The sequence below is a fragment of the Haloferax sp. Atlit-4N genome (assembly GCF_003383025.1).
GTDB classification, from domain to species: Archaea; Halobacteriota; Halobacteria; order Halobacteriales; family Haloferacaceae; genus Haloferax; species Haloferax gibbonsii.
Window position 1 is genome coordinate 57178 of the sequence record NZ_PSYY01000004.1, and the last position, 22279, is coordinate 79456.

The following is a 22279-nucleotide window of genomic DNA, read 5'->3' on the forward strand; positions in this document are numbered from 1 at the left end:
ACGACCGCGCCGCGGGGCGAACCTATTTCGCGGGGGATACGCAATCGACTACCATGCGAGACGCATACATCGTCGGAGCGGGCCAATCGAAGTACGGCGCGTTTCCGGACGAGAGCTATCGGTCGCTGTTCGCGACCGCGTTCGAGGAGGCGCTGGGGAGCGCCGGCGGCGTCGAGGCGGCCGATATCGACGAGGCCGTCGTCGGGTCGCTCGGCGTCGGCGGGCGGCAACTCGGCTTATCGGGGCCGGCCGTGACGGAGCACGTCGGCCTCCACGGCGTCCCCTGTTCCCGAATCGAAAACGCCTGCGCAGCGAGCGGCTACGCGGTCAGACAGGCGGTGCAGGCGGTCAAAAGCGGGATGGCGGACGTGGCCCTCGCGGGCGGCTACGAGGTCATGACCGACATGAGCGGCGACGTGGCGAAGTACTGGCTCGGCGTCAGCGGCGAGACGGAGTGGGAGCGGCTCACCGGGACGACGTTCGCGGGCGTCTACGCCCAGATGGCCTCGGCGTACCTCGACGCCTACGACGCCTCGCCGGACCACTTCTCGAAGGTCGCCGTCAAGAACCACGCGAACGGCGCGAAGAACCCGAAGGCGCACCTCGGCTTCGAGTGCTCGCTCGACGACGCCCGGAGCGCGCCCGTCGTGGCCGACCCGCTGAACCTCTATCACTGCTGTCCGACCTCCGACGGCGCGGCCGCGGTCCTCGTCGCCAGCGAGGACGTCGCCAGCGCGTGCGACGACGCCGTCCGCGTCGCGGGCGTGGGTGCCGCCTCCGAGCGCGTCGGCCTCTTCCAGCGCGACAGCTACACCGCCGTCGAATCGTCCGAGCGGGCCGCCGCGGCCGCCTACGAGATGGCCGGTCTCGGCCCCGACGACGTGGACTTCGCGGAGGTCCACGACTGCTTCGCCATCGCCGAACTGCTGGCGTACGAGGACCTCGGCTTCTGCGAGCGCGGACACGCGCCCGAACTGGTCGATTCGGGCGCGACCGAACTCGGCGGCGACCTGCCCGTCAACCCCTCCGGCGGCCTGAAATCGAAGGGCCATCCCATCGGCGCGACGGGCGCCGGACAGGTCGTCGAAGCGTTCAAACAGCTCGGCGGCCGGGCGGGGGACCGACAGGTCTCTGGCGCGAACGTCGGCCTCACCCACAACGTCGGCGGGTCGGGCGGTGCCGCCGTCGTCCACGTCCTCGAAGGAGGGGCGCTATGAGCGCCGACGACTCGGCGCGAGCGACCCCCGGAATCGCCGGCGTCGGCGCGTACGTCCCCAGACTCTCCCTCCCCGCGTCGGCCTACCGCGAGGCGTGGGGCAAAGGCGGCGCGCCGGGCGTCGAGCAGGTCGCCGTCGCCGACGCGGACGAAGACACGCTGACGATGGCGACCGAAGCGGGCCGGCGCGCGCTCGACGCGGCCGGCGTGGACGCGAGCGATATCGGACACCTCGCGTTCGCCACCACGACGCCGCCGAACGACGAGGAGGAAAGCGCGGTCCGACTGGTCTCGCTCCTCGGCGTCGACCCGTCGGTTCCGACCCGGCAGTTCGGCGGAAGCACCCGCGCCGGCGCGGTGGCGCTGGCGGCGACGGTCGAGGCGACCCGAGGCTCGGACGCAGGTGCGGGGACGGGGAGCGGCGGTCCGGCGCTCGTCGTCGTCGCCGACAGCCCGCGCGGAGCGCCCGAAAGCGACGAGGCGGCCGGTGCCGGGGCAGGGGCGGCCGCGCTCGTCCTCACCGACGACGCTCCGCTCGCCGTCGACGCCGTGGGCGAGTTCGGCGACCCCGCGCCCGGCACGCGGTTCCGAGAGTTCGGAAGCGCCGAGACGGATTCCATCGGCGTCACGCAGTACGAGCGCGACGCCTACACGCGGGCGGTCGGCGGGGCGGTCGAGGCCCTCGGCGTCGACGACGCCGAACTGGACCCCGACGCCGTCGCGCTCACCGCGCCGGACGGCAAACTCCCGTACCGCGCGGCCGCCGCGCTCGGCGTCGAACCGGCGCGAATCGCGGCCGGGACCGTCGTCTCGCGAACCGGCGACACCGGGGCCGCCGGGCCGTTTCTCGGACTCGCGTCGGCGCTCGCCGACTCGGAGGACGACGCGGCAGGCGACGAGTCGAACGGCCGGTCCCCCGCGACCTCGGTGCTCCTCGTCGGCTACGGCGGCGGCGCGGGGGCGACCGCGCTCGCGCTCAGTACGAGGGCGTCAGATGCCGCCTCCGACGCCTCCGCCACCTCCGCCACCTCTGCCGTCCCGGTCGAGGCCGCCCTCGACGGCGACGTGGAACTCTCCTACGCGGAGGCGCTCCGGCGGCGCGGGACCATCACCGGCGGGGAGCCGGCCGGCGGGGGCGCGTACGTCAGTGTGCCGACGTGGAAGCGGACGATTCCGCAGCGCCACCGCCTCGTCGCCGGCGAGTGTACCGAGTGCGGCGCGCTCTCGTTCCCGCCGGAGGGCGCGTGTCCCGACTGCGGGTCGCTCGCGGGCTACGACGACGCGACGCTCCCCGGGACGGGGACCGTCGAGGCCGCGACCGCCATCGGACAAGGGGGCGCGCCGCCGGAGTTCGTCGAGCAGCAGCAGCGCGCCGGGTCGTTCCCGGTCGCCGTCGTCGCCTTCGACGGCCCGGACGGCGAGGCCGACGACCGAGCCGTGAGCGCGCCCGCGCAGGTCGTCCACTCGCCCGCCGGAACGCCCGCAATCGGCGACCGCGTCGAGGCCGTCCCGCGCCGCATCTACGAGCAGGAGGGCGTCGTGAGATACGGCTTCAAGGTCGTCCCGACCGAGGCGCGGCGGGAGTAACCGTCCGGGGGCGCGGGAGCAGGACGGGGTCACCGATGCCGAAACGAGGGCAAACGATTATGATGGTTCCCGAACCCCTTCCGGTGATGCAAGTGAGTGTACTCGGCGCGGGAACCATGGGCCACGGCATCGCGCAGGTGGCCGCGATGGCCGGTCACGAGGTGACGATGCGCGACATCGAAGCGGCGTACGTCGAAGACGGGCTTGACGCCATCGAGTCAAACCTCCGGGGCGGCGTCGACCGCGACAAGGTGACGCCCGACGAGATGGCGGCGACGCTCGACCGACTCTCGGGGACGACCTCGCTGGAGGCGGCGGTCGCCGACGCCGACCTCGTCGTCGAGGCGGTTCCCGAGGACATGGGGCTCAAGCGCGAGACGGTCGCGGAGGTCGAATCCCTCGTCGACGACGACGCCGTCATCGCGTCGAACACGTCGTCGCTCTCCGTGACCGAGATACTGAGCGCCCTCGAACGTCCCGAGCGCGGCCTCGGGCTCCACTTCTTCAACCCGGTCCACATCATGGGGCTCGTGGAGGTCGTCGTCGCGGAACAGACCAGCGAGGCGACGCTGGCGTTCGCCACCGAGTTCGTCGAGGGCATCGACAAGACGGCCGTCGAGGTCGGTGACTCGCCCGGCTTCGCCTCCTCGCGGCTCGGCGTCGCCCTCGGCGTCGAGGCCATGCGCATGGTGCAGGAGGGCGTCGCCTCGCCCGCGGACATCGACACCGCGATGGAACTCGGCTACAACCACCCGATGGGCCCGCTCGAACTCGGCGACGTGGTCGGCCTCGACGTTCGACTCGATATCCTCGAGTACCTGCGCGAGGAACTCGGCGAGCGCTTCCGCCCGCCGCAGATTCTCAAGCGAAAGGTCCGCGCCGGCAAGCTCGGCAAGAAGACCGGCGAGGGGTTCTACGTCTGGGAGGACGGCGAAATCGTCGGCGCGAGCGAGGACGTGATGGACCGATGAGCGGTGACGACCCGAGCGCCGACGGTCCGAGCGCCGACGACCGAGAGACGGGCGGCCCCCGAGCCGACGGCGGAACGTCGGCCGTCGAGTCCGTCGCCGCCGAGTGCGAGACGGTCGACGCCGTCGTCGGCGACCGCGTCGAGGGCGTCGTCACCGTGACGCTGAACCGCCCCGACGCGCGGAACGCGCTCAACGCGACGCTCCGGGCAGAACTCAAGCGCGTCCTCGACGCCATCGGAGAGAGCAGCGCGCGCGTCGTCGTCCTCACCGGGTCCGACGAGGCGAAGGCGTTCGTCGCCGGCGCGGACGTGACGGAGCTCCGCGAGCGCGACATGCTCGAACAGCGCGAGGCGAGCAAACGACCGCGGGTGTACGAGCGCGTCGACGACCTCAGACAGCCGGTCATCGCCCGGGTCAACGGCCACGCGCTCGGCGGCGGCTGCGAGCTGATGCAGGCCTGCGACGTGCGCATCGCCCACGAGCGGGCGAAGCTCGGCCAACCCGAAATCAACCTCGGCATCATGCCCGGCGGGGGCGGCACCCAGCGACTCGCGCGACTCGTCGGCGAGGGCCACGCCATGCGACTCATCCTGACGGGCGAGCTCATCTCCGCCGAGGAGGCCGCGGACATCGGCCTCGTAGAGGAGGTCCACGGCGACGATACCTTCGACGACCGGGTGTACGAACTCGCCGAGATGATGGCGACGAAGAGCCCCGTGGCCCTAGAGTTCGCCAAGAAGGCCGTCAAGGCCGCCTCGCGGACGGACCTCGAACAGGGCATCGAGTACGAGGCGGAACTGTTCGCCCAACTGTTCGGCTCGCCCGACAAGGACGAGGGTATCGACGCGTTCTTCGAGGACCGAGAGCCCGAGTGGCACGAGCGCGAACGATAGACCCCCGCTCGAACCGTTCGAACTGCTCGAACGGCTTCGAAACCGCCGTCGCCGCCCGGCGAGAACTCACAGCGCAGGTGCGAGCGCTAGTTTCACGACGCGAACACGTCTTCGAGAGCGACCCGCCCGCGAGCGAGGCCGAATCGGGGGCGCGCCGGTGGAGGACCGAGCGTTCCGTCCTTTCGAACGCGAGTCCGTGATCGAGCGACGCCGCCGTATCGGCAGTCGCTATCGATGACCGTCTCGCGCGCGAACCGAACACCGAGTCTCGAATGACGGGGATACGGCGGTTTCGGGGCGAACGAGACCCAGCGACGACGCGTCCGGTCCACAGGACGGCAGACGGGCGGTTCGTCCGCTGGCCGCGGTCCGTGACAGGTTTAATTCTGTAATTGTTTGCGTTCCCGCCGCGTCAGTCTACGATAGTATAATAAGTATATAATCACAATCTGTTCGAGGGATTCGAACAGCGATTGTCGAAATCGAGTCGTCGTCTCGACCCCTCGAAAGCGGAACTATCGGACTTCGCGCGAGAGAGCGTCCGCTGAGCGGGTTCGAATCATTCGAACGAACGGTCCGCATACTCGGCTCGCCGGCGGGGCGAGCGACCGGGTCAGGAGAAGTTGAGGTTGATTTCGACCTCGTTGGCCGCGCCGAGGAGGAGGTCGGCGAGGTCGCCGGTCAGTCGGTCGCCCCGAAGCCGGTTCGAGGGCCCCGAGATGCTTATCGCCCCGACGGGGTGGCCCTCGTTGTCGGTGACCGCGACGCCGACGGCGTGGAGTTTCGGGACGATTTCCTCGCGGTTGAGCGCGAACCCGCGCTCGCGAATCGTCGCCAGTTCCTCGAAGAGCGCGTCGGGGTCGGTTATCGTCTGCGGCGTCTTCGCCGGGAGGCCGTGTCGGTCGACGATGTCGCGGACGCGTTCGTCCGGGAACGCCGACAGGATGGCCTTGCCGGCGGCGAGTTGGTGGAGGTACGAGCGCGTCCCCTCCCGGGCCGGCGTCCGAACCGAGTGCGCGCCGGCCGCGCCGTAGAGGTGGAACCCGCGGCCCTGCTCTTCCGTGACGCACCACACCTTCTCGCCGGTCTGCTCGGCGAGTTCGTCCAGTTTCGGCTTGGCCACCTCGTAGAGCTGGTGCTGGTCTCGCGCGTAGATACCGAAGTCGAGGAGCCGAAGCCCGACCCGATAACCGTCGTCGTCGGGGACGACGAACCCCTCGCGTTCGAGCGTCTTCAGGTGCCGGTGGACCGTGCTCTTGGCCAACCCGAGTTCCGAGGCGAGTCCCGTCGGCCCCATCGGGCCCCCCGACTTGAGCCGTTCGAGGATGCCGAGCGACGTGGCGGCCGTCGTCACCGGTCGGCGCTGTTCGTCGTCTGTCATCACCTATCTTCGGTGTTCGTTCGTGATAAATCTTGTTCGAACAGTTCGAACGGGAGTTCCACTCGCTCGAACGACCGCGGCGGACGCTCGAACCGCGAGTCGGCGATAGAGCAAAGTAGCGTCCGATTGGATAGCAGACGTGCATGATTAAATTGGTGAATATGCTCGTCCGGGACGACGACCACACGCACGAGGAGTTCGTCGAGCGGTGGCGGGGGAGCCACGCGGAACTCGCCGCGGAGCTACCGGGGCTCGTGAAGTACGCGACGAGCGTCCCGACCGACCCCGAGCGGTCCGAGTACGACGGCATCGTCGAACTCTACTTCGAGGACATGGCCGCTCTGAAGGCGGCGTTCGACTCCGAGGTCGGCCAGCGCGTGAACGCCGACGCGGCCGAGTTCAGCGACATGGAGCAGGGGCCGACGCTCTACGTCGAGGAGACGGTCCACCTCGACAGGTCCTGAATCCATGAACACGAGCGAACGACTCGTCGAGAGCCTCGAACGGCTCGGCGTCGAGCGAATCTTCGGCTATCCCGGCGGCCGCGTCATCGAGCTGTTCGACCTGCTGCCCGAGTCGGACATCGACCTCGTGCGCCCCCGCGACGAGCGCGAGGCGAGCGTCATGGCCGAGATGCACGGCCGGCTGACGGGCGAACCGGGCGTCCTCGCCGGACAGGGGCCGTGGATAGGGAGCCTCGGCCTCATCGGACAGATGGAAGCGCGCCTCGCCTCGTCGCCGATGGTCGCCATCACCGAGGCCTCCGAGCGCGGGAACTACTCGACGCTCGCGCCCTACCAGCAGTCCCGCGGCGACTACGGCGGCCTCGAACTCCCGAAGCTTCTCGACGCCGTGACGAAGGAACACTGGTTCCCTCGTACCCCGACCGAGACGGTTCGGAGCCTCCAACTCGCGTTCAAACACGCCGTCGCCGGGCGACCCGGTCCGACGGCGGTCGTGCTCGACGGCGACGCCGTCACCGAGGAGTTCCCCGCCGAGTCCGTGCCGCCGGTCTGGGACGACGAGACGCAGACCAGAACGTGGACCGCCGCGCCGACGGCCCGCGACGTCGCGGCCGCCGCCGAAGCGCTCGAAGCGGCCGAGCGACCGGTCATCGTCTCGGGCAACGGCGTCCACGCGTCGGGCGCGTACGAGGAGTTGGCCGCGGTCGCCGAGACCTACGAGGCGGCCGTCGTCACCTCCTACCTCGGGAAATCGACGGTCCCCGAGACGCACCGCCTCGCCGGCGGCGTCATCGGCTCGTTCGGTCACGAGGGCGCGAACCGGCTCGTCAGCGAGGCCGACGCGCTCCTCGTCGTCGGCTGTCGCATGAACCCGATGGACACCAACTGGCAGGCCCCCGACTTCATCCGCCCCGACGAGCAGACGATTATCCACGCCGACATCGACCCGCGGAACGCCGGGTGGGTCTACCCCGCCGACGTGGGGCTCATCGGCGACGCGTCCGAATCGCTGCGCGAACTCGCGGCCGCCGGCGGCTCCGAAAACGACTGGGCCGAGGACCGAGCCCGGAAGGCCCGCGAGTCGTTCCACGCGCCCGAGTGCGAGTCGGACGCCGCCCCCATCCTCCCCCAGCGGGCCGTCAAGGAAATCGAGCGCGTCGTCGACGAGGACACCATCGTCACCGCCGACTCCGGCAACAACCGCTTTTGGCTGCTCAACTACCTCCAGACGCCGGCGGTTCGGACCTACTTCGGCTCCGGCGGCGTCGGCGGCATGGGCTGGGCGACGCCCGCCGCGGTGTCGGCCGCGCTGGCGACAGACAAGCGCGTCGTCGGCGTCGCGGGCGACGGCGGCTTCGCCATGACGATGACGAGCGTCGAGACGGCGGTCGAACACGGCGTCGCGCCGACGTTCGTCGTCCTCAACGACACCAGCCTCGGGATGGTCAGACAGATGCAGCACGCGCCCGACGACATCGCGGGCGTCGAGTTCCACGACACGGACTTCGCGCGGGTCGCGGAGGCGTTCGGCGCGACGGGCGTCCGCGTCGAGACGCCGGGCGAACTCGGCGATGCACTCGCCGACGCGAAGACGCACGGCCTCCCGACGGTCATCGACGCCCGCATCGACCGCAGTCAGGACATGGCCGCGACGCTCCAGTCGTCGTTCTACGCGTCGGTCGGCGGACTCCACGAGTAGCGCCGGCCGCGGTGAGTGGCCGTCGCCGGCCCTCCCGGTGGTCCGCTCCCCGGGAAACACTTTTCTCGCACGCAGGGAGAACTACGATAGCATGTCATCATCGACCGTGATGGTCACGGGCGGGACCGGGTTCATCGGCTCGTACGTCGCGTCGGACCTCGTCGCGGCCGGCCACGACGTGGTCGCCTACGACCGCTCGACCGACCCGCGCATCCTCGACAGACTCGGCGTCGCCGACGACGTGACGATACGCCGCGGCGACGTGACCGACCCGACCGACGTGTTCCGGGCGGTTCGAGAGACCGGCTCGACGCACATCGTCCACCTCGCGGCGCTCCTGACGACGACGGCGCGGGAGAACCCGCGGGCCGCGCTCGACGTGAACGTCCAGGGGACGAACAACGTCTTCGAGGCGGCGCGCGCCCTCCCCGAACAGGTCGAGCGCGTCGCGTGGGCGTCGTCGGCGGCGGTGTACGCCCCGCCCGCGAACTACGGCGGCGACTTCGTGACCGAGTCCGACCTCGTCTACCCCGACACGCTCTACGGGGCGACCAAGGAGTACAACGAGCACCAGGCCCGGGTCTATTACGAGGACTTCGGTGTCTCGCACGTCGCGCTCCGGCCGACGGTCGCCTACGGTCCGTACCGTGAGACCGGCGGGTCCGCGTTCCTCGCGAACATCGTCGAGAAACCGGCGCTCGGCGAGCCCTTCAGCGTCGACTACGGCGACCAAGTTATCGACTGGCAACACGTCCGCGACATCGCGCAGGCGTTCCGCAAGGCGACGTTCGCCCCCGAAGACGACCTCACCCAACGCGTCTACAACGTCCGCGGGGAGTTGGCGACGATTCGCGAGGCCGCGGAGACGGTGCGGCGACTCCTCCCCGACGCCGACCTCACGGTCTCCGACGAGGGCGAACTCCCGTGGACCCAGGAACTCGACATGACGAAGGCGCGAGCCGACCTCGGCTACGACCCCGAGTACGACCTCGAAACGGGGTTCCGCGACTACCTCAACGTGCTTCGGAAGGAACACGGACTGGAGCCGGTCTGAGCCGAGACCCGACGGGCCAAGGTCCGACCGGCCGAAACGCCGCCGCGGAGTCGGTCACGGCCGCCGAGCGTCGTCGGCACCCTCGGTCTCGGGACCGTCCAGCAGGTCGCGGATATCGTCGGGCGACAGCAGGTCGACGAGGCTCTCGCCCGAGTCGTAGCGCTCGCGCTCGTCGGGCGTGAGATAGTCCGCGAGGTCGCGTTCTGTGAGCAGTTCCTCGAGTCTGTCGTCGAGGTCGTCCGGGTCGTAACCGGGGATGACCATATCACCGAATCGTCGCGAGCGCCCTTATAATCCGGCACTCGTCGGAAACGCGACGAGTGCGGAGGGTGAGCCGCCCGCTCACTCCACGACGACGCCGTCGTCCTTCGCGTTCGGCGCGCCGACGACGAACACCTCGCCGTCCTCGACGCAGCGCAGTTGCCGAACCTCGTCGGGCGAGACGACCACGAAGTCGCCCGGTTCGAGGTCGAGCGCGTCGGTCACCTCACCGTCGTCGTCGGCGAAGGCGAGTTCGAACGCGCCGGAGAGCACGTGGTACAGTTCCTCCTGTTCGCGCTGGTAGTGCATCGGTCCCGACCCGCCCGCGTCGAACGACCAGACCGACGGGCGCATCTTCCGCGGGCGAAGCTCGTAGCCGACGGCCTTGACTCGGGCGTCGGCGTTCTCCACGTCGTGCGGTTCGAGGTCGGCGAGGTTGACGCGCTCGTACATCGGCGCGAGCTACGAAGCGCGGGGTAATAGGTATGCTGACGAGTGTCGCGGCGGTTCGCGTCGGACTACTGGGTCTGGGAGTACCGTTCGACCCACTCCTGGAGGCTGATTCCCATCGCGGCCTGCGTGATGGCGTTCGAGGACGCCGAGTTCGCGCTCTTGACGAGTTCGGCTTCGAGCGTCCGGGTCGGGATCTCGCCGATGAAGTGGGGGATGGCGCGCTGGACCGCGAGCGGGCAGCCGACCTCGTGGGCGAGGGCGTAGCCCGAAAGCGAGTGCGGAATCTCCCCGCTGGCGTACTCCGGGTCGGGGGCGTCGAGCACGTCGTCGTCGACGAAATCGACGTACTCGTAGCACTTGCCCACGTCGTGGAGGAGGCAGGCCGCGCGGACCACGTCGAACTCCGGGTCCGCGCCGTGGAAATCCCGCTGTTCCTCGGCGGCGCGGACGGCGATTCGCGTCACGCCGCGGACGTGCTCGACGTTCGTCACCTCGTGGATGTTCCACGCGTAGGGGATGTCGTCGATGTCGCGCCAGCCGCCGCGGGCGAGACCGAGACACCACGCCTCGACGACTCGCTCGCGGAGGTCGGCGTCCTCGATGTCGGCGAGTTCGGGGAAGGCGGCCTCGACCTGCGCGCGGTAGTCGCGCGACATCGCTCAGCGGCCTCCGGTCACGTCTTTCTGGACCGTCTCGCGGCCGACGAACCGCGGGCGGTCGCCGATGGAGAGGAAGTTATCAACGTCTTCGCGGGGCGCTTTCGCCTTCGGGTGGTCGGGGTCGTAGTCGCGCGAGGACTCGTGGCCGAGGCCCGCCCGGAGCGCGTCGAGGCTCTCGAAGTAGAGTTCGGCGACGCCGTCGAACTCGGCGCGTTCGGGGTCGGTCGGGACGACGCGGGCGTACCGGACCACGCCGGGAATCTCGCGGGCGAGGGGGACGTGGGTGTTCGCCCAGTGGTCGAGGAACTCGTCGTGGCTCATTCCGTCTTTGCGGACGAGAAACGCCGAGTGCTTGTAGAGGCCCGTCGTGTCGCCGCCGGTCTCGTCTTTCTCGACGACCTCCTCGCCGATGAACCGGGGGCGTCGCTCGACGTCGAGGAAGTTGTCCACGTCGGCTCTCGCCGCTTTCGCCGTCCCCTTCGCGGGGTCGTAGTCGCGCGAGCCCTCGCCGCCGAGCGCGTCGTGGAGCGCGCCGAGGTCGTCGAAGTACAACTCCGCGAGACCGTCGAACTCGGAGGCCTCGGGGTCGACCGGAACCACCGTCTGGTAGCGGACGACGCCCTCGATGTCGCGGGCGATGGGCGTGTGATTGTCCTGCCAGTACGTGACGAACTCGTCGTGACTCATCCCCGCCTTGCGGACAAGCAGGGCTACGTGCTTGTACATGCGTACACCTGCCGATTCACGTATAAGACAATAAATCATGAGGTATGCTCGCACTGCCCGTCTACAACAAATTAATGTGACAGTCACGAGTGGTGGGCGTATGCCTTTCCACGAGCGGGGGTTCATGAGCGGGACCCGCGGGACGATGGCCGTCGACTGGGAACAGCGCATCGACGTGAAGCGGATGCGCGAGGAGCGGAAGGACCGCGCCCTCTCGCGGATGCGCGAGGCGGGCCTCGGGAGCATGCTCCTCATCGACGACCCGAACATCCGGTACGTGACCGGGTTGGCGATGACCGGCGGGTCGGGCGCGGACCACTACTCGCTGCTTCTGGAAGACGGCACGGTCGTCCACTGGGACACCGCCGACCACGCGAGCAACCAGCGGTACAACTGCCCGTGGCTGACCGACGTTCGCTACGCCTGTCCCGGACTGGGGAACGTCCCGCGGGCCTCCGGCCGCGACTCGGCCCGGTCGTTCCTCCTCGACAAGATGGCCCAGACCGTCGTCGACGCCCTCGACGAGTACGGCCTCGCGAACGAGGCGATGGGTATCGACACCGGCCACGCGGGGCTGCTCGACGCCTTCGAATCGAAGGGCATCGACGCCCGACCGGCCGAGTGCGCGGCGGTGATGGAGGACGCCCGAAAGACCAAGACCGAAGACGAAATCGAGTGTCTGCGGCAGGTCGCGGCCGTCTGCGAGGCGGGCTTTCAGGCCATCGTCGAGAACGCGAAGCCGGGCGCGCGGGAGTCGGAGGTGTGGGGCGACGCCGTCCGCGAACTCTGGCGGCACGGCGCGATGGCGCAGGGCGGCTATCTCACGTCGGGGCCGAACACGTGGCCGAAGCATCAGGCGAACACCACGGACCGACTGATTCGCCCCGGCGACCTCGTCTACGCCGACTTCTACAACGTCGGCTACCTCGGCTACCGGTCGTGTTACTACCGGACCTTCTCGATGGGCGAACCGACCGACGAACAGCGCGACGCCTACGAGACGGCCCGCGACAACCTCTACGCCGTCCTCGACGAAATCGAGCCGGGGAAGACCACCGACGAAATCGCGGCGGCGTTCCCGGACATGGCGGGCGAACACGCCGACTGGTACGGCGCGGACGACCACTGGCAGTTGACGACCAACCATTGGGCCCACGGCCTCGGCCTCCAACTGTACGAAGTGCCGCTCATCTGGCGCGGCCTCTCGCCGGACCACCCCATCGAAATCGAGGCGGGGATGACGATGGCCGTCGAGACCCAAGAGCCGGCGGGGAGACAGGGCGTCCGCGTCGAGGAAATGGTCGTCGTCCGCGACGACGGCGTCGAACTGCTCAGCCAGTGGCCCGTCGAGGAGATAACGGTTATCGATTACTGATTCCTGACACGATGAGCGAAAGGCTCACAAATTCTAAAAATTGTAAAATTTGTTGCTCGAATCCATCTAAGCACACATCCACCGGAGGCACACCTCGTCAAGAGAGAGTACAGCTTGAATGTCGAACCGTTTAGTCAGTAGTGTGTAATTTCTATGACGGCTGATTACGCCGGCGCGGGGACCCCTCGTGTCCCCCGCCAGAGCCCGACTGGCCGACCGGCGCTACTCCGCCTTGCCGTCCTCGCGGTCCCGGCGGCGTGCGTCGGCGTCGCGGTCGTCGGGGTCGCCGTAGCCGCCGCCGCCCGGCGTCCGAACTGTAACGGTCGTGCCGGCGGGCACGTCGCGGGTCGTCTTCGACGGGACCGCCTCGCCGTCGACGAGGTTCTGTCCCGTCGCCCCGTCCTCGCCGCCTGCGATACCCCGAGGCGCGACCCGCCGGCGCTCGGTGAGAAGCGAGACGGTCGCGTCGGCCTCGACCGTGACCGACCGGACGATGCCGAGACCGCCGCGGAACTCGCCGCGGCCGCCGCTTCCCTCGCGGAGGCCGTACGCCTCGACGAAAAGCGGGTACTCGGCTTCCAGCGCCTCGACCGGCGTGTTGAGCGTGTTCGTCATTCCGACCTGCACGCCGTCCATGCCGTCTCCGCCCGCGCGGCCGCCGAAGCCGCCGCCGATAGTCTCGTAGTAGGTGAAGCCGTCCGAACCGCCGGCGCGACTGCCGATGGTCAGGTTGTTCATCGTCCCCTGTCCCTGCGCGGGGACGCGCTCGGGGGCCGCGTCGGCGAGCGCCGCGAAGACCACGTCGGTCACGCGCTGGCTGGTCTCGACGTTGCCGCCGACGACCGCCGCCGGGGCGTCGGGGTTGAGGAGCGAGCCGTCGGGGACCTCGACCGAGATGGGGTCGTAACAGCCCTGGTTCGGCGGAATCTCGGGGTCGGTGACGCAGCGAACGACGAAGTACACCGCGCTTTTCGCGACCGCCAGCGGGGCGTTGACGTTGCCGGCGACCTGGTCGGCCGTCCCCGCGAAGTCGAACTCGACGGTGTCGCCGTCGACCGTCGCGGTCACCTCGATGGGGATGTCGTCGTCGGTCACGCCGTCGCCTTCGAGCACGTCGCGGGCGCGGTACTCGCCGTCGGGCAGGTCGCGCAGTTCCGCGGTGACGCGGTTCCGGGAGTAGTCCATCACGGCGTCGAACGCCGCGAGAACGCGGGACCGGCCGTGTTCCCCGACGAGGTCGGCCAGTCGCTCCTCGGCGCGCTCGTTCGCCGCGATTTGGGCGCGGATATCGGCGCGGCGCTCGCCGGGGTTGCGGACGTTGGCGAGGAGCAGCGACAGCACGTCGTCGTTGGTCTCGCCGCCGGCGACGAGTCTGACCGGCGGGAGTCGAAGCCCCTCCTGATAGATTTCGCGCGCGCCGGCGGGCATGCTGCCGGGCGTCATCCCGCCCACGTCGGCGTGGTGCGCCCGCGAGACGGCGTAGCCGAGCACCTCGCCGTCGACCGAAAGCGGCGACACCATCGTCACGTCGGGGAGGTGCGTCCCGCCCTCGAAGGGGTCGTTGAGGACGAACACGTCGCCCGGTTCCGGGTCGTAGTCGAGGACCGTGTCCACGGCCTCGGGCATCGCGCCGAGGTGGACCGGGATGTGTTCGGCCTGCGCGACGAGGCGGCCGTCGGCGTCGAACAGCGCCGTCGAGCAGTCGCGGCGCTCCTTGATGTTCGGCGAGTACGACGAGGTGATGAGCACCTGCCCCATCTCCTCGGCGACGCTCTCGAACTGGTTGCGCATGATTTCGAGCGTCACGGGGTCGACCTCGCGGTCGCTCATTCGCCGTCACCCCCGCTGGTGAGGACGAGCGTCCCGTCGGCCCCGACCGTCCCACCCCACGCCGGAGGTACGACGACGGTGCTCTCGTGCTGTTCGAGGATGGCCGGCCCCTCGACGGTCGTCCCCGCGCCGAGGCCGTCGCGGTCGTAGACGGGCGTCTCGCGGAACTCGCCGTCGAAGAAGGCCTCGCGGGTGTCCTTGCGGGCGTCGCCGCCGCCGCGGTAGGTCACGTCGAGCGGGTCGCGCTCGACCACGGCGGTCGCCCGGACGTTGACGAGTTCGACCGGGTCGTCGAGGCGGTAGCCGTAGGCGCTCTCGTGGGCCTCGTGGAACCGCGCTTCGACCGCCTCGGCGTCGAACGTCTCGCCGACGGGGACGGTCAGTTCGAAGCTCTGGCCGACGTACCGGAGGTCGGCGGCGCGCCGGACCGCCGCGTCGGCGGGGTCGGCCACGTCTTCGAGGGTGTCGGCTTCGAGGTCGGCGTAGGCGGCGTCGACCGCCTCCGCGTCGAGGCCGGACAGGGGTCGGCGGAGCGTCCGCACCGAGTCGTGTTTCTGGTCGGCCGCGAGCAGGCCGTACGCCGAGAGGACGCCGCAGGCCCGCGGGACCACCACGGTCTCGATGTCGAGGCTCTCGGCGAGGGCGGCGGCGTGCATCGGGCCGGCACCGCCGAAGGCGACGAGGCCGAACTGCCGCGGGTCGCGGCCGCGCTCGACCGTCACGGCGCGAATCGCCCGCGTCATGTTGGCGTTGGCGACGCGGTAGACGCCGCGGGCGGCCGCGAGCGCGTCGTCCAGTCCGGTCTCGTCGGCGAGTCCCGCGAGCGCGTCGCGGGCGGCGTCCACGTCCAGGGAGAGTTCGCCGCCGAGGGCGGAACTGCCGCCGATGTAGCCGAGGACGACGTTCGCGTCCGTCACGGTCGGCTCGGTGCCGCCGCGACCGTAGCAGGCCGGGCCGGGGTTCGCACCCGACGAGCGCGGCCCGACGCGGAGCGCGTTGCCCGAGTCGACCCACGCGATGGAACCGCCGCCCGCGCCGACGGTGTTCACGTCCACCATCGGCGTCTTGATTGGCCGGCCGTTGATTTCGGCGTCGGTGGTCCGCTCGACTTCACCGTCGCGGACGAGGCTCACGTCGCTGGAGGTGCCGCCCATGTCGAAGGTGACGAGCCCCGCGAGGTCGTCGCCGGAGTCGGTCGCGGTCTCCGCCGCGCCGACGACGCCCGCGGCCGGGCCGGACATCGTGGTCGTCACGGCGTGCTCGCGCACGGTCGAGGCCGGGGCGATGCCGCCGTTGGCCTGCATGATTTTGGGAACCGGGACGCCGAGGTCCGCGGCCCGCGATTCGAGGCGGCCGAGGTAGCTGTCGATGGCGGGCGTCACGTAGGCGTCGACCGCGGTGGTCGAGGTACGCTCGAACTCGCGGAACTCGGCGAGCACCTCGTGGGACGCGGAGACCGGCGCGTCGAGTTCCTCGCGGAGCACGTCGGCGACGACGCGCTCGTTTTCGGGGTGCTGGTAGGCGTGTAAGAGCGAGACGGCGACGCTCTCAGCGCCGCAGTCGCGGATGTCGTCGGCCAGCGCGCGGACCTCGCGCTCGTCGACTTCGGTCTGAACGCCCTCGACCGTCGCGCGCTCCGTCACCTCGAACCGGCGGCGTCGCGGGACGAGCGGGTCGGGCTTGTCGGCGGTCACGTCGTAGAGGTCGGGACGGGCCTGTCGGCCGATTTCGAGCACGTCGCGGAAGCCCTCGGTGGTGACGAGCGCGGTCTTCGCGCCGTCGTCTTCGAGGAGCGCGTTCACGGAGACGGTCATCGCGTGGGTGAACGCGTCGACCTCGGCCGGGTCGACGCCGGCGTCGTCGCAGGCCTTCTCGATGCCGCGGACGACGCCCACGCTCTGGTCGTCCGTGCTCGGGACCTTCGCGGTGACGAGGCGGCCCTCTGGGGTCAAAAGCGCCACGTCGGTGAAGGTGCCGCCGACGTCGACGCCGATTCGGGTTTCTGCGTCCATCAGAACACCCCCATATCGGCGGCGACCGTATAGAGGGTTCGGAGGCCGAGCCAGACGACGACGAGCGTCACCAGCCCGCCGACGACGTTCTGGAGCGTGGTGTTGGCGTACGACCCGAGGATGTCGCGGTCGTTCATCACGTAGATGAGGAAGACGGCGACGATGGGCAGGAGGACGCCGTTCGCGACCTGCGCGAAGACGATGGCCTGCACGGGGCTGTAGCCGACCGCGGAGAAGACGATACCGACGAGCAGGATGGAGCCCCAGACGGCGCGGAACTTCGTGGACTTGAGGTCCGTGTCCCAGCCGAGCGCCCCCGCCGTCGCGTAGGCACCGGCCAGCGGGGCGGTCGTCGCGCTGGTGAAGCCCGCGGCGAACAGTCCGATGCCGAAGAACACCTTAGCCTGCGTGCCGACGAGCGGTTCGAGCTGTTCGGCCATCGTGCTGACGTTCTGGATGTTCGTTCCGACGGGGAACGCCGCCGCGGCGGTGACGAGAATCGAGATAGTGATGAAGCCGCCGAGGACGATAGAGAGAATCGTGTCGGCCCGCGACTCGTTTAGCTCCTCGGGGCCGGCCCACCGCTCTTGGACGCTCCCGGCGTGGAGAAAGAGGTTGTAGCCGACGACGGTCGTCCCGATGTGGCCGGTGATGAGGAACGCCGACCCCTCCGGGACGCTCGGGACGAACCCGCGGGCGAGCGCGCCGAGGTCGGGACCGATGAGAATGGCGTCGATGAGGAAGGAGACGGCCATGATGGAGACGAGACCGACGAGGGCCTTCTCGATGAGTTTGTACTTGCCGGACCACAGGAGGGCTCCGGCGACGAGGCCCATCGCGGGCCCCCAGAGATTGGCGCTGATACCGGTCAGGCCCTCCAGTCCGGCCGCGCCGCCGAGGATGTTCCCGGTCTCGTAGGCGGCCGTGCCGATGCCGATAGCGCTGACGACGAGCACGATACTCACCCCGGACAGCACGGGGTTGTCGAACTGGCTGCGGAGCGCCTCGCCGAGCCCCTCGCGGGAGACGAGGCCGAGTCGGGCGCTCATCTCCTGAAGGACGATGGTGGCGACGATGGAGAAGGCGATCGTCCAGACGAGCGCGTAGCCGAATCGCGCACCCGTCACGCTCGCGGTCGTGACCGTGCCGGGACCGATGAACGCGGCGGCGACCATCGCGCCCGGGCCGATAGATTTCAAGCGTTCGATGAAGTTCATGGTTCTACCTGTGAGGTGGATTGACGTATCAAACTCTGATTGATAAATCCCCGTTGAGAAGGCCGTGTACCGCCGAGATAGCGCGTATGAAGGAGTATGAACGAGTGTGAAATCGGCGGCGAGTGTGGACCTCACCGAACCTCGGTGAGAAGCACCTTCGAGACGCCCTCTTCGACCTCGATGTCGAACGGGGACTGCTCGGTGCTGAGCGCGATGAACCGCGACATGAACCACTTGACCGACTCGGTGGGGAAGACGACGTGGAAGGTGTCGCCCTCGGAGGCGCGGACCGTGAGAAAGCCGCAGAACGACAGCCAGTCGAGGAGTTCGCCCAGCGATTCGAACCGGTCGCGGTACTCGTGGGCGTGGAACGACGCCACCCGGTCGACGGCGTCGAGGAACGCGGGGTCGGGGTCGCCGTCGTCGTCCTCGACGTAGTCGAGAAACGTGTGCAGGAAATCCACGTCGAGGAGGACGTGCTCGCCGCTCGACAGCATCTGGTGGTAGGCTTCGAGGTTCGGCCCGGCGTCGGTCGTCGCCGCCTCGAAGTTGGCCGCGTAGAAGACGAGCGCCTCCCGGACGAGTTCGCTCTGCGCCTTGTCGGTCCGGCCGGCGAGGCCGTCGAGCGCCGACTGGGCGTCCTCGTCGAGCGACACCGTGATGCGATTCGTGACCATGGGTGTCTAACTCTCCGAGGGGTTCTTAAGGATGTGCGGACGGCCGCCGCGAGCCTCGAACGAGTGACGAACCGGGACTATTCGGCCAAAAAGTGTGAAAATTTTAGAAATTGTAATCGGCGGCGCGGGTGTCAGGCGTCGCCCCGCTATCGCTGGGCGGGCGGTCTCGCGACCGTCGTCGACTCGGTGAAGACGAACCGCGCGCCCCCGTTCGAACCGTACTCGGCGGCGGGCGTCCAGTCGTGGGCGGCCGCGATTTGCTTGACGATGGCGAGGCCGAGACCGCCGCTGCGGCGCTCGCTCACCCCGGCTTCGAAGCACTCGTGAGGGGGCGTGCCGTCGGGGAAGCCCTCGCCGTCGTCCTCGACGAAGAACCCGCTTCGGGTCCAGCCGGCCGTCACGACCACGTCCTCGCCGCCGTGGACGACGGCGTTCTCGAACAGGTTTTCGAGGAGCTGTCGGAGCCTGCTCTCGTCGGCCGCTATCGTCCGCGACGCGCCGCCGTCGGTCCGGTAGAACCGCAGTTCGGCGTCGGCGGTCGGGACCGTCTCCCACGCGCGTTCGGCCACGCGCCGGAAGTCGAGGGGCTCCGGCTCGGCGACCGCATCACCCTGCGCGGCGAGCGCAGTCAGGTCCGAGAGCAACTCCTCGACCCGGTCGAGGCTCTGTCCGAGCTTTCGAAGGTCCTCGGCGTCCGCGTCGCCGGGCGACTCGGCGACGATGTCGAAGTACCCCCGCGCGGTCGTCAGCGGGGTCCGGAGGTCGTGGGAGACGACGCGCGTGAACTCGCTGAAGCGCTCGTTCTGGCGTTCGAGCAGGCGCTGGCGGGCGTTGCGCTCTGTCACCTCGCGCTGGAAGCCGATGTAGTTCGTGACGCTCCCGTCGTCGCCGTGGACCGGCGTTATCTCGGACTGATTCCAAAACGGCGTCCCGTCGCGGCGGTAGTTGAGGAGTTCGACGCTGCACGGCTCTTCGTCGGCGATGGCCTCGCGGAACCGCTCGCAGTCCTCTTCGGCGGTGTCCGGTCCCTGCAGGACGCGGTGGTTCTCGCCGAGAACCTCCTCGGCGTCGTAGCCGGTGAGGTCCTCGAAGGCGCCGTTGGCGTAGACGATGGGACAGTCGTCCTCGCTCGGGCCCGTGATGGTGATGCCGACCGAGGCCTCGTCGATGGCGCGGCGCATCAGCGACAGTTCGGCCTCCTGGGCCAGTCGCTCGGAGATGTCCCGGAGGATGCCCGTCGTGCCGACGACCTCGCAGCCGTCGTCGTGTAAGAGCGTGAGGTGACACTCCATGGGCACGCGGTCGCGGCCGTCGCCGTCGGCCGCGAGGAGTTGCGTCTCGAAGGTGAGCCGGTCGGTCTCCGCGCCGTCGCCGAGCGACGCCCGGAGCGACTCGTAGGTCTCGTAGTCCGCGTCGGGGAGGTACGACGAGAGGTGCGAGCCGAGGACGCGTTCGCGGTCGTGGCCGACGAGGTCGACGAAGGCGTCGTTGACGTACTCGAAGCGGTCGTCGGAGTCGAGCGAGTAAACCGGGTCGCCCGCGGCGCGGATGATGTGCTCGTCGCGGGCGAGTTCGTCCCGGCGCGCCCGCTCACCGGAGATGTCCCGGAGGATACCGACCGAGCCACGAAACGCCTCGCCCTCGTAGGGGAGATACCCCATGTGGTCGCGGCACGGGACTACCTCGCCGTCGGCCGTCCGTATCTCGATTTCGAACTGGGTCGTGTCGGGGCCGCGCGACGAGAGAATCCCCCCGAGTTCGTCGGCGGCCTTCCGCACGTCTCCGTCGTCTTTCACGAGTTCCGGGCCGCGCCCGAGAATCTCGTCGACGGCGTAGCCCGAGAGGTCGGCGAAGGCGTCGTTGACGTAGGTGAAGCGGCCGCGCTCGTCGACGACGTAGACGGGGTAGCCGAGGGCTTCGAGGACAGTCTCGTAGCGCTCCGCGCGGCGGGTCGCCCGGTGTTCCGAGACGCTGTTTTCGATGCGGTTGACGAGCAGTTCGTACTGCTCGGAGGAGGGCTGTTTCTGCAGGTAGTCGGTGACGCCCGCGGAGATGGCGTCGCTCGCGACCTCCTCGCTCCCCTTGCCGGTAAAGAGGATGAAAGGGAGCGAGCCGTGTTCCTCGCGGACCGTTTCGAGGAGTTCGACGCCGGTCATCGCCGGCATGTCGTAGTCGCTGACCACGCAGTCGATATCAGAATCACGAACGATATCGAGAGCGACTTCGGGGTCCGCACAGGTCGTCACCTCAAACGAAGAGAGCTTTCGGAGGTACGTCTCGCCGAGGTCCAAGAGCGCCGAATCGTCGTCAACGTAGACGATGTGCGGAGATTTCGAGGTCGTCATCGGTAGTTATCAAATGATAACTCCCGAGGTGACACATAGGTTCGACCTCTATAGTTAGGGACCGAGCGAGACGGCGCTCGGTTTCGAATCTAATAATTTCGGTTCGAGGTGCGGCGTCGCCGACCGAGATTGTCCGGCCGTCGCCCGACCGACGGTCAGAACTCGCCGGTGACGATATCGGTGACGCGGTCACGGTCGAACAGCCGCCCGTCCTCGGGTATCTCGGGGTACGCTTCGCCATCGCCGTAGCCGGGCCACTCCCCGAACCGGTCGGGGAACAGCTGTTTCGCAGTCATCTCCAGCTGGAACAGGTTCATAATCGGCCCCTGCATCCCGTTTCCGGACGGGAAGTACCGCCCGTCGCGGAACGCGGGCACCTCGTCCGCGAGGGGGTCAGAAAGCACCGCCTCGCGGTTCGAACTGAACGAGTCGCCGAGCGCGGTCCCCCAGTACCGGAAGACCACGTCGGGCGCGGTTTCGACCATCGCTTCGTAGTCGTACGACCCGCCCGACCCGGTCTCGGCGTCGGTGGCCGCGAAGGCGTTCGGCATCCCGAACGGTCGAAGGTGCGCCCAGAGGTAGCCCTCCTGCGTGAAGTCGTACGGCCAGAACGTCCCGCCGGTGTAGGCGACGACCGCGAGCGACGGCCGCTCGGACACCGGCGGGAGGTCGGCCTGTATCCGGGCGACGAGCTCGTCGCGAAGCGACTTGAACGCTCGGTAGCGCTCTTCTTCCCGGAACACCGCCGCGATGTGGCCGAGGTACTCCCACAGCGTGTAGTACTCGTAGCGGTCGCGGTAGGGCTCCGGCGGTTCGGCGTTCGTCCGGCTGTAGTAGTTGCCGAACCACGGACCCACGTCGGACGCGATCGACGCGACCTCGTCTTCGGACCAATCGAACGAGCTACTCCGGAGGAGAGCCGGGTCGAGGAAGTGAACGTCGCTGTCCAGTTCGTAGAACAGCTCTCTGTCGAGGGCGTTCGGGTTCGACGCCGGCGTGACGCGACCGAGCTCTTCCCACTCGAACTCCACGCCGTCGAGCGCGTCGTAGTAGTAGTCGACCGTGTTGCCGAACAGTTCCTTGTCGTAGCCGATACCGGTGATGGCGTCGCCGTGGCCGAAAGCGACCGCCGCGTCGGCCGACACCGGGTAGTAGGTCAGGACGCTCGTCGGCACGGCGTCGAACTCGACCTCGCCGACCGGTGCCATCGACACCGAGTACGAACCGCTGTCCCCCTCACCGTCGGTCGTCGTCTCCGTCTCGGTGGGGGACGTCGTCGTGGTCGCGGTCGCGTCCGCGGTTTCGGTCGCCGTCGAGTCTGTCGACCCCGACGGGTCGCTCGTACACCCGGCGAGCAATCCGCCCGCGGCGGCCGCACCGCCACGTTTGAGGCACCGTCGCCGCGTCAGCCCGATTCGAGAGGCGTCGTCTTCTCCCATATTTTTAGGCCAACCTAAAA

19 protein-coding genes are annotated in these 22279 nt (G+C 69.0%); 8 read left to right on the plus strand and 11 right to left on the minus strand.

The annotated features are described in order from the left end of the window. Window positions 1-53: 53 nt before the first annotated feature. From C5C07_RS17845 to C5C07_RS17860, 4 genes are all read left to right on the plus strand, one after another. Window positions 54-1217, plus strand: coding sequence for a thiolase domain-containing protein (locus C5C07_RS17845; RefSeq protein WP_004978297.1), 1164 nt, complete (start codon window positions 54-56; stop codon window positions 1215-1217). Then, window positions 1214-2803 carry a zinc ribbon domain-containing protein gene (locus C5C07_RS17850; protein ID WP_115805735.1) on the plus strand — a complete coding sequence of 530 codons (1590 nt, stop codon included), beginning with the start codon at window positions 1214-1216 and terminating at the stop codon, window positions 2801-2803. Before C5C07_RS17845 ends, C5C07_RS17850 begins: the two co-directional genes overlap by 4 nt. An 86-nt stretch (window positions 2804-2889) precedes the next feature. Next, window positions 2890-3774: a 3-hydroxyacyl-CoA dehydrogenase family protein gene (locus tag C5C07_RS17855; protein WP_115805736.1), complete on the plus strand. Its 885-nt coding sequence runs from the start codon at window positions 2890-2892 to the stop codon at window positions 3772-3774. Further along, entirely contained in the window at window positions 3771-4667 is an 897-nt protein-coding gene (locus tag C5C07_RS17860; RefSeq protein WP_115805737.1) for an enoyl-CoA hydratase/isomerase family protein, read from the plus strand. The genes C5C07_RS17855 and C5C07_RS17860 overlap by 4 nt, the downstream gene beginning before the upstream one ends. A 613-nt stretch (window positions 4668-5280) precedes the next feature. Here C5C07_RS17860 and C5C07_RS17865 read toward each other — a convergent pair. Continuing rightward, a complete protein-coding gene (locus C5C07_RS17865) occupies window positions 5281-6048 on the minus strand; it encodes an IclR family transcriptional regulator (RefSeq protein WP_050460295.1) in 768 nt (255 codons plus the stop codon). 161 nt (window positions 6049-6209) lie between these two features. Between C5C07_RS17865 and C5C07_RS17870 the strand changes: the two genes are divergently transcribed. The 3 genes from C5C07_RS17870 to C5C07_RS17880 all read left to right on the plus strand — a co-directional run bounded on the left by C5C07_RS17870 (window position 6210) and on the right by C5C07_RS17880 (window position 9265). Further along, window positions 6210-6512 carry an EthD family reductase gene (locus tag C5C07_RS17870; protein WP_004978286.1) on the plus strand — a complete coding sequence of 101 codons (303 nt, stop codon included), beginning with the start codon at window positions 6210-6212 and terminating at the stop codon, window positions 6510-6512. A 4-nt stretch (window positions 6513-6516) separates the two neighbouring features. Continuing rightward, the gene (locus C5C07_RS17875) at window positions 6517-8211 is read left to right on the plus strand and encodes a thiamine pyrophosphate-binding protein (protein WP_115805738.1); all 1695 of its coding nucleotides are present in this window, start codon (window positions 6517-6519) and stop codon (window positions 8209-8211) included. 109 nt (window positions 8212-8320) lie between these two features. Then, on the plus strand, window positions 8321-9265 hold the full coding sequence (locus C5C07_RS17880; protein ID WP_004978282.1) for an NAD(P)-dependent oxidoreductase: 945 nt from the start codon (window positions 8321-8323) through the stop codon (window positions 9263-9265). Between the two features lie 54 nt (window positions 9266-9319). Here C5C07_RS17880 and C5C07_RS17885 read toward each other — a convergent pair whose 3' ends face one another. From C5C07_RS17885 to C5C07_RS17900, 4 genes are all read right to left on the minus strand, one after another. Next, window positions 9320-9529 carry a hypothetical protein gene (locus tag C5C07_RS17885; protein WP_004040881.1) on the minus strand — a complete coding sequence of 70 codons (210 nt, stop codon included), beginning with the start codon at window positions 9527-9529 and terminating at the stop codon, window positions 9320-9322. A 78-nt stretch (window positions 9530-9607) separates the two neighbouring features. Further along, complete coding sequence (locus C5C07_RS17890; protein ID WP_004978278.1) at window positions 9608-9979, minus strand: cupin domain-containing protein; 372 nt, start codon at window positions 9977-9979, stop codon at window positions 9608-9610. A gap of 65 nt (window positions 9980-10044) precedes the next feature. Then, complete coding sequence (locus tag C5C07_RS17895; protein WP_050460300.1) at window positions 10045-10635, minus strand: HD domain-containing protein; 591 nt, start codon at window positions 10633-10635, stop codon at window positions 10045-10047. Between the two features lie 3 nt (window positions 10636-10638). Further along, window positions 10639-11364 (minus strand): EthD family reductase, encoded by a 726-nt coding sequence (locus C5C07_RS17900; RefSeq protein ID WP_115805739.1) that lies wholly within the window; start codon window positions 11362-11364, stop codon window positions 10639-10641. A 100-nt stretch (window positions 11365-11464) separates the two neighbouring features. On the opposite strand from C5C07_RS17900, the gene C5C07_RS17905 reads away from it, so the two are divergent. Continuing rightward, entirely contained in the window at window positions 11465-12739 is a 1275-nt protein-coding gene (locus tag C5C07_RS17905; protein ID WP_115805740.1) for a Xaa-Pro peptidase family protein, read from the plus strand. A gap of 222 nt (window positions 12740-12961) precedes the next feature. Here C5C07_RS17905 and C5C07_RS17910 read toward each other — a convergent pair whose 3' ends face one another. The 6 genes from C5C07_RS17910 to C5C07_RS17935 all read right to left on the minus strand — a co-directional run bounded on the left by C5C07_RS17910 (window position 12962) and on the right by C5C07_RS17935 (window position 22259). Then, window positions 12962-14569 (minus strand): hydantoinase B/oxoprolinase family protein, encoded by a 1608-nt coding sequence (locus tag C5C07_RS17910; RefSeq protein WP_115805741.1) that lies wholly within the window; start codon window positions 14567-14569, stop codon window positions 12962-12964. After that, window positions 14566-16581: a hydantoinase/oxoprolinase family protein gene (locus tag C5C07_RS17915; protein ID WP_115805742.1), complete on the minus strand. Its 2016-nt coding sequence runs from the start codon at window positions 16579-16581 to the stop codon at window positions 14566-14568. The genes C5C07_RS17910 and C5C07_RS17915 overlap by 4 nt, the downstream gene beginning before the upstream one ends. Continuing rightward, a complete protein-coding gene (locus C5C07_RS17920) occupies window positions 16581-17798 on the minus strand; it encodes an Nramp family divalent metal transporter (RefSeq protein ID WP_115805743.1) in 1218 nt (405 codons plus the stop codon). The genes C5C07_RS17915 and C5C07_RS17920 overlap by 1 nt, the downstream gene beginning before the upstream one ends. 131 nt (window positions 17799-17929) lie before the next feature. Next, the gene (locus tag C5C07_RS17925) at window positions 17930-18475 is read right to left on the minus strand and encodes a ribbon-helix-helix protein, CopG family (protein ID WP_004978266.1); all 546 of its coding nucleotides are present in this window, start codon (window positions 18473-18475) and stop codon (window positions 17930-17932) included. Between the two features lie 146 nt (window positions 18476-18621). Further along, a complete protein-coding gene (locus C5C07_RS17930; RefSeq protein WP_115805744.1) occupies window positions 18622-20820 on the minus strand; it encodes a PAS domain S-box protein in 2199 nt (732 codons plus the stop codon). 155 nt (window positions 20821-20975) lie between these two features. Next, window positions 20976-22259 (minus strand): ABC transporter substrate-binding protein, encoded by a 1284-nt coding sequence (locus tag C5C07_RS17935; protein WP_115805745.1) that lies wholly within the window; start codon window positions 22257-22259, stop codon window positions 20976-20978. Between the last annotated feature and the right edge of the window lie 20 nt (window positions 22260-22279).

Coding starts and splice junctions, on each gene's coding strand:
- C5C07_RS17925 (WP_004978266.1), bottom strand. CDS start 18,475: ATGGTCACGAATCGCATCACGGTGTCGCTCGACGAGGACGCCCAGTCG.
- C5C07_RS17930 (WP_115805744.1), bottom strand. CDS start 20,820: ATGACGACCTCGAAATCTCCGCACATCGTCTACGTTGACGACGATTCG.
- C5C07_RS17850 (WP_115805735.1), top strand. CDS start 1,214: ATGAGCGCCGACGACTCGGCGCGAGCGACCCCCGGAATCGCCGGCGTC.
- C5C07_RS17875 (WP_115805738.1), top strand. CDS start 6,517: ATGAACACGAGCGAACGACTCGTCGAGAGCCTCGAACGGCTCGGCGTC.
- C5C07_RS17870 (WP_004978286.1), top strand. CDS start 6,210: ATGCTCGTCCGGGACGACGACCACACGCACGAGGAGTTCGTCGAGCGG.
- C5C07_RS17935 (WP_115805745.1), bottom strand. CDS start 22,259: ATGGGAGAAGACGACGCCTCTCGAATCGGGCTGACGCGGCGACGGTGC.
- C5C07_RS17910 (WP_115805741.1), bottom strand. CDS start 14,569: ATGAGCGACCGCGAGGTCGACCCCGTGACGCTCGAAATCATGCGCAAC.
- C5C07_RS17880 (WP_004978282.1), top strand. CDS start 8,321: ATGGTCACGGGCGGGACCGGGTTCATCGGCTCGTACGTCGCGTCGGAC.
- C5C07_RS17865 (WP_050460295.1), bottom strand. CDS start 6,048: ATGACAGACGACGAACAGCGCCGACCGGTGACGACGGCCGCCACGTCG.
- C5C07_RS17895 (WP_050460300.1), bottom strand. CDS start 10,635: ATGTCGCGCGACTACCGCGCGCAGGTCGAGGCCGCCTTCCCCGAACTC.
- C5C07_RS17905 (WP_115805740.1), top strand. CDS start 11,465: ATGCCTTTCCACGAGCGGGGGTTCATGAGCGGGACCCGCGGGACGATG.
- C5C07_RS17855 (WP_115805736.1), top strand. CDS start 2,890: ATGCAAGTGAGTGTACTCGGCGCGGGAACCATGGGCCACGGCATCGCG.
- C5C07_RS17860 (WP_115805737.1), top strand. CDS start 3,771: ATGAGCGGTGACGACCCGAGCGCCGACGGTCCGAGCGCCGACGACCGA.
- C5C07_RS17920 (WP_115805743.1), bottom strand. CDS start 17,798: ATGAACTTCATCGAACGCTTGAAATCTATCGGCCCGGGCGCGATGGTC.
- C5C07_RS17900 (WP_115805739.1), bottom strand. CDS start 11,364: ATGTACAAGCACGTAGCCCTGCTTGTCCGCAAGGCGGGGATGAGTCAC.
- C5C07_RS17890 (WP_004978278.1), bottom strand. CDS start 9,979: ATGTACGAGCGCGTCAACCTCGCCGACCTCGAACCGCACGACGTGGAG.
- C5C07_RS17885 (WP_004040881.1), bottom strand. CDS start 9,529: ATGGTCATCCCCGGTTACGACCCGGACGACCTCGACGACAGACTCGAG.
- C5C07_RS17845 (WP_004978297.1), top strand. CDS start 54: ATGCGAGACGCATACATCGTCGGAGCGGGCCAATCGAAGTACGGCGCG.
- C5C07_RS17915 (WP_115805742.1), bottom strand. CDS start 16,581: ATGGACGCAGAAACCCGAATCGGCGTCGACGTCGGCGGCACCTTCACC.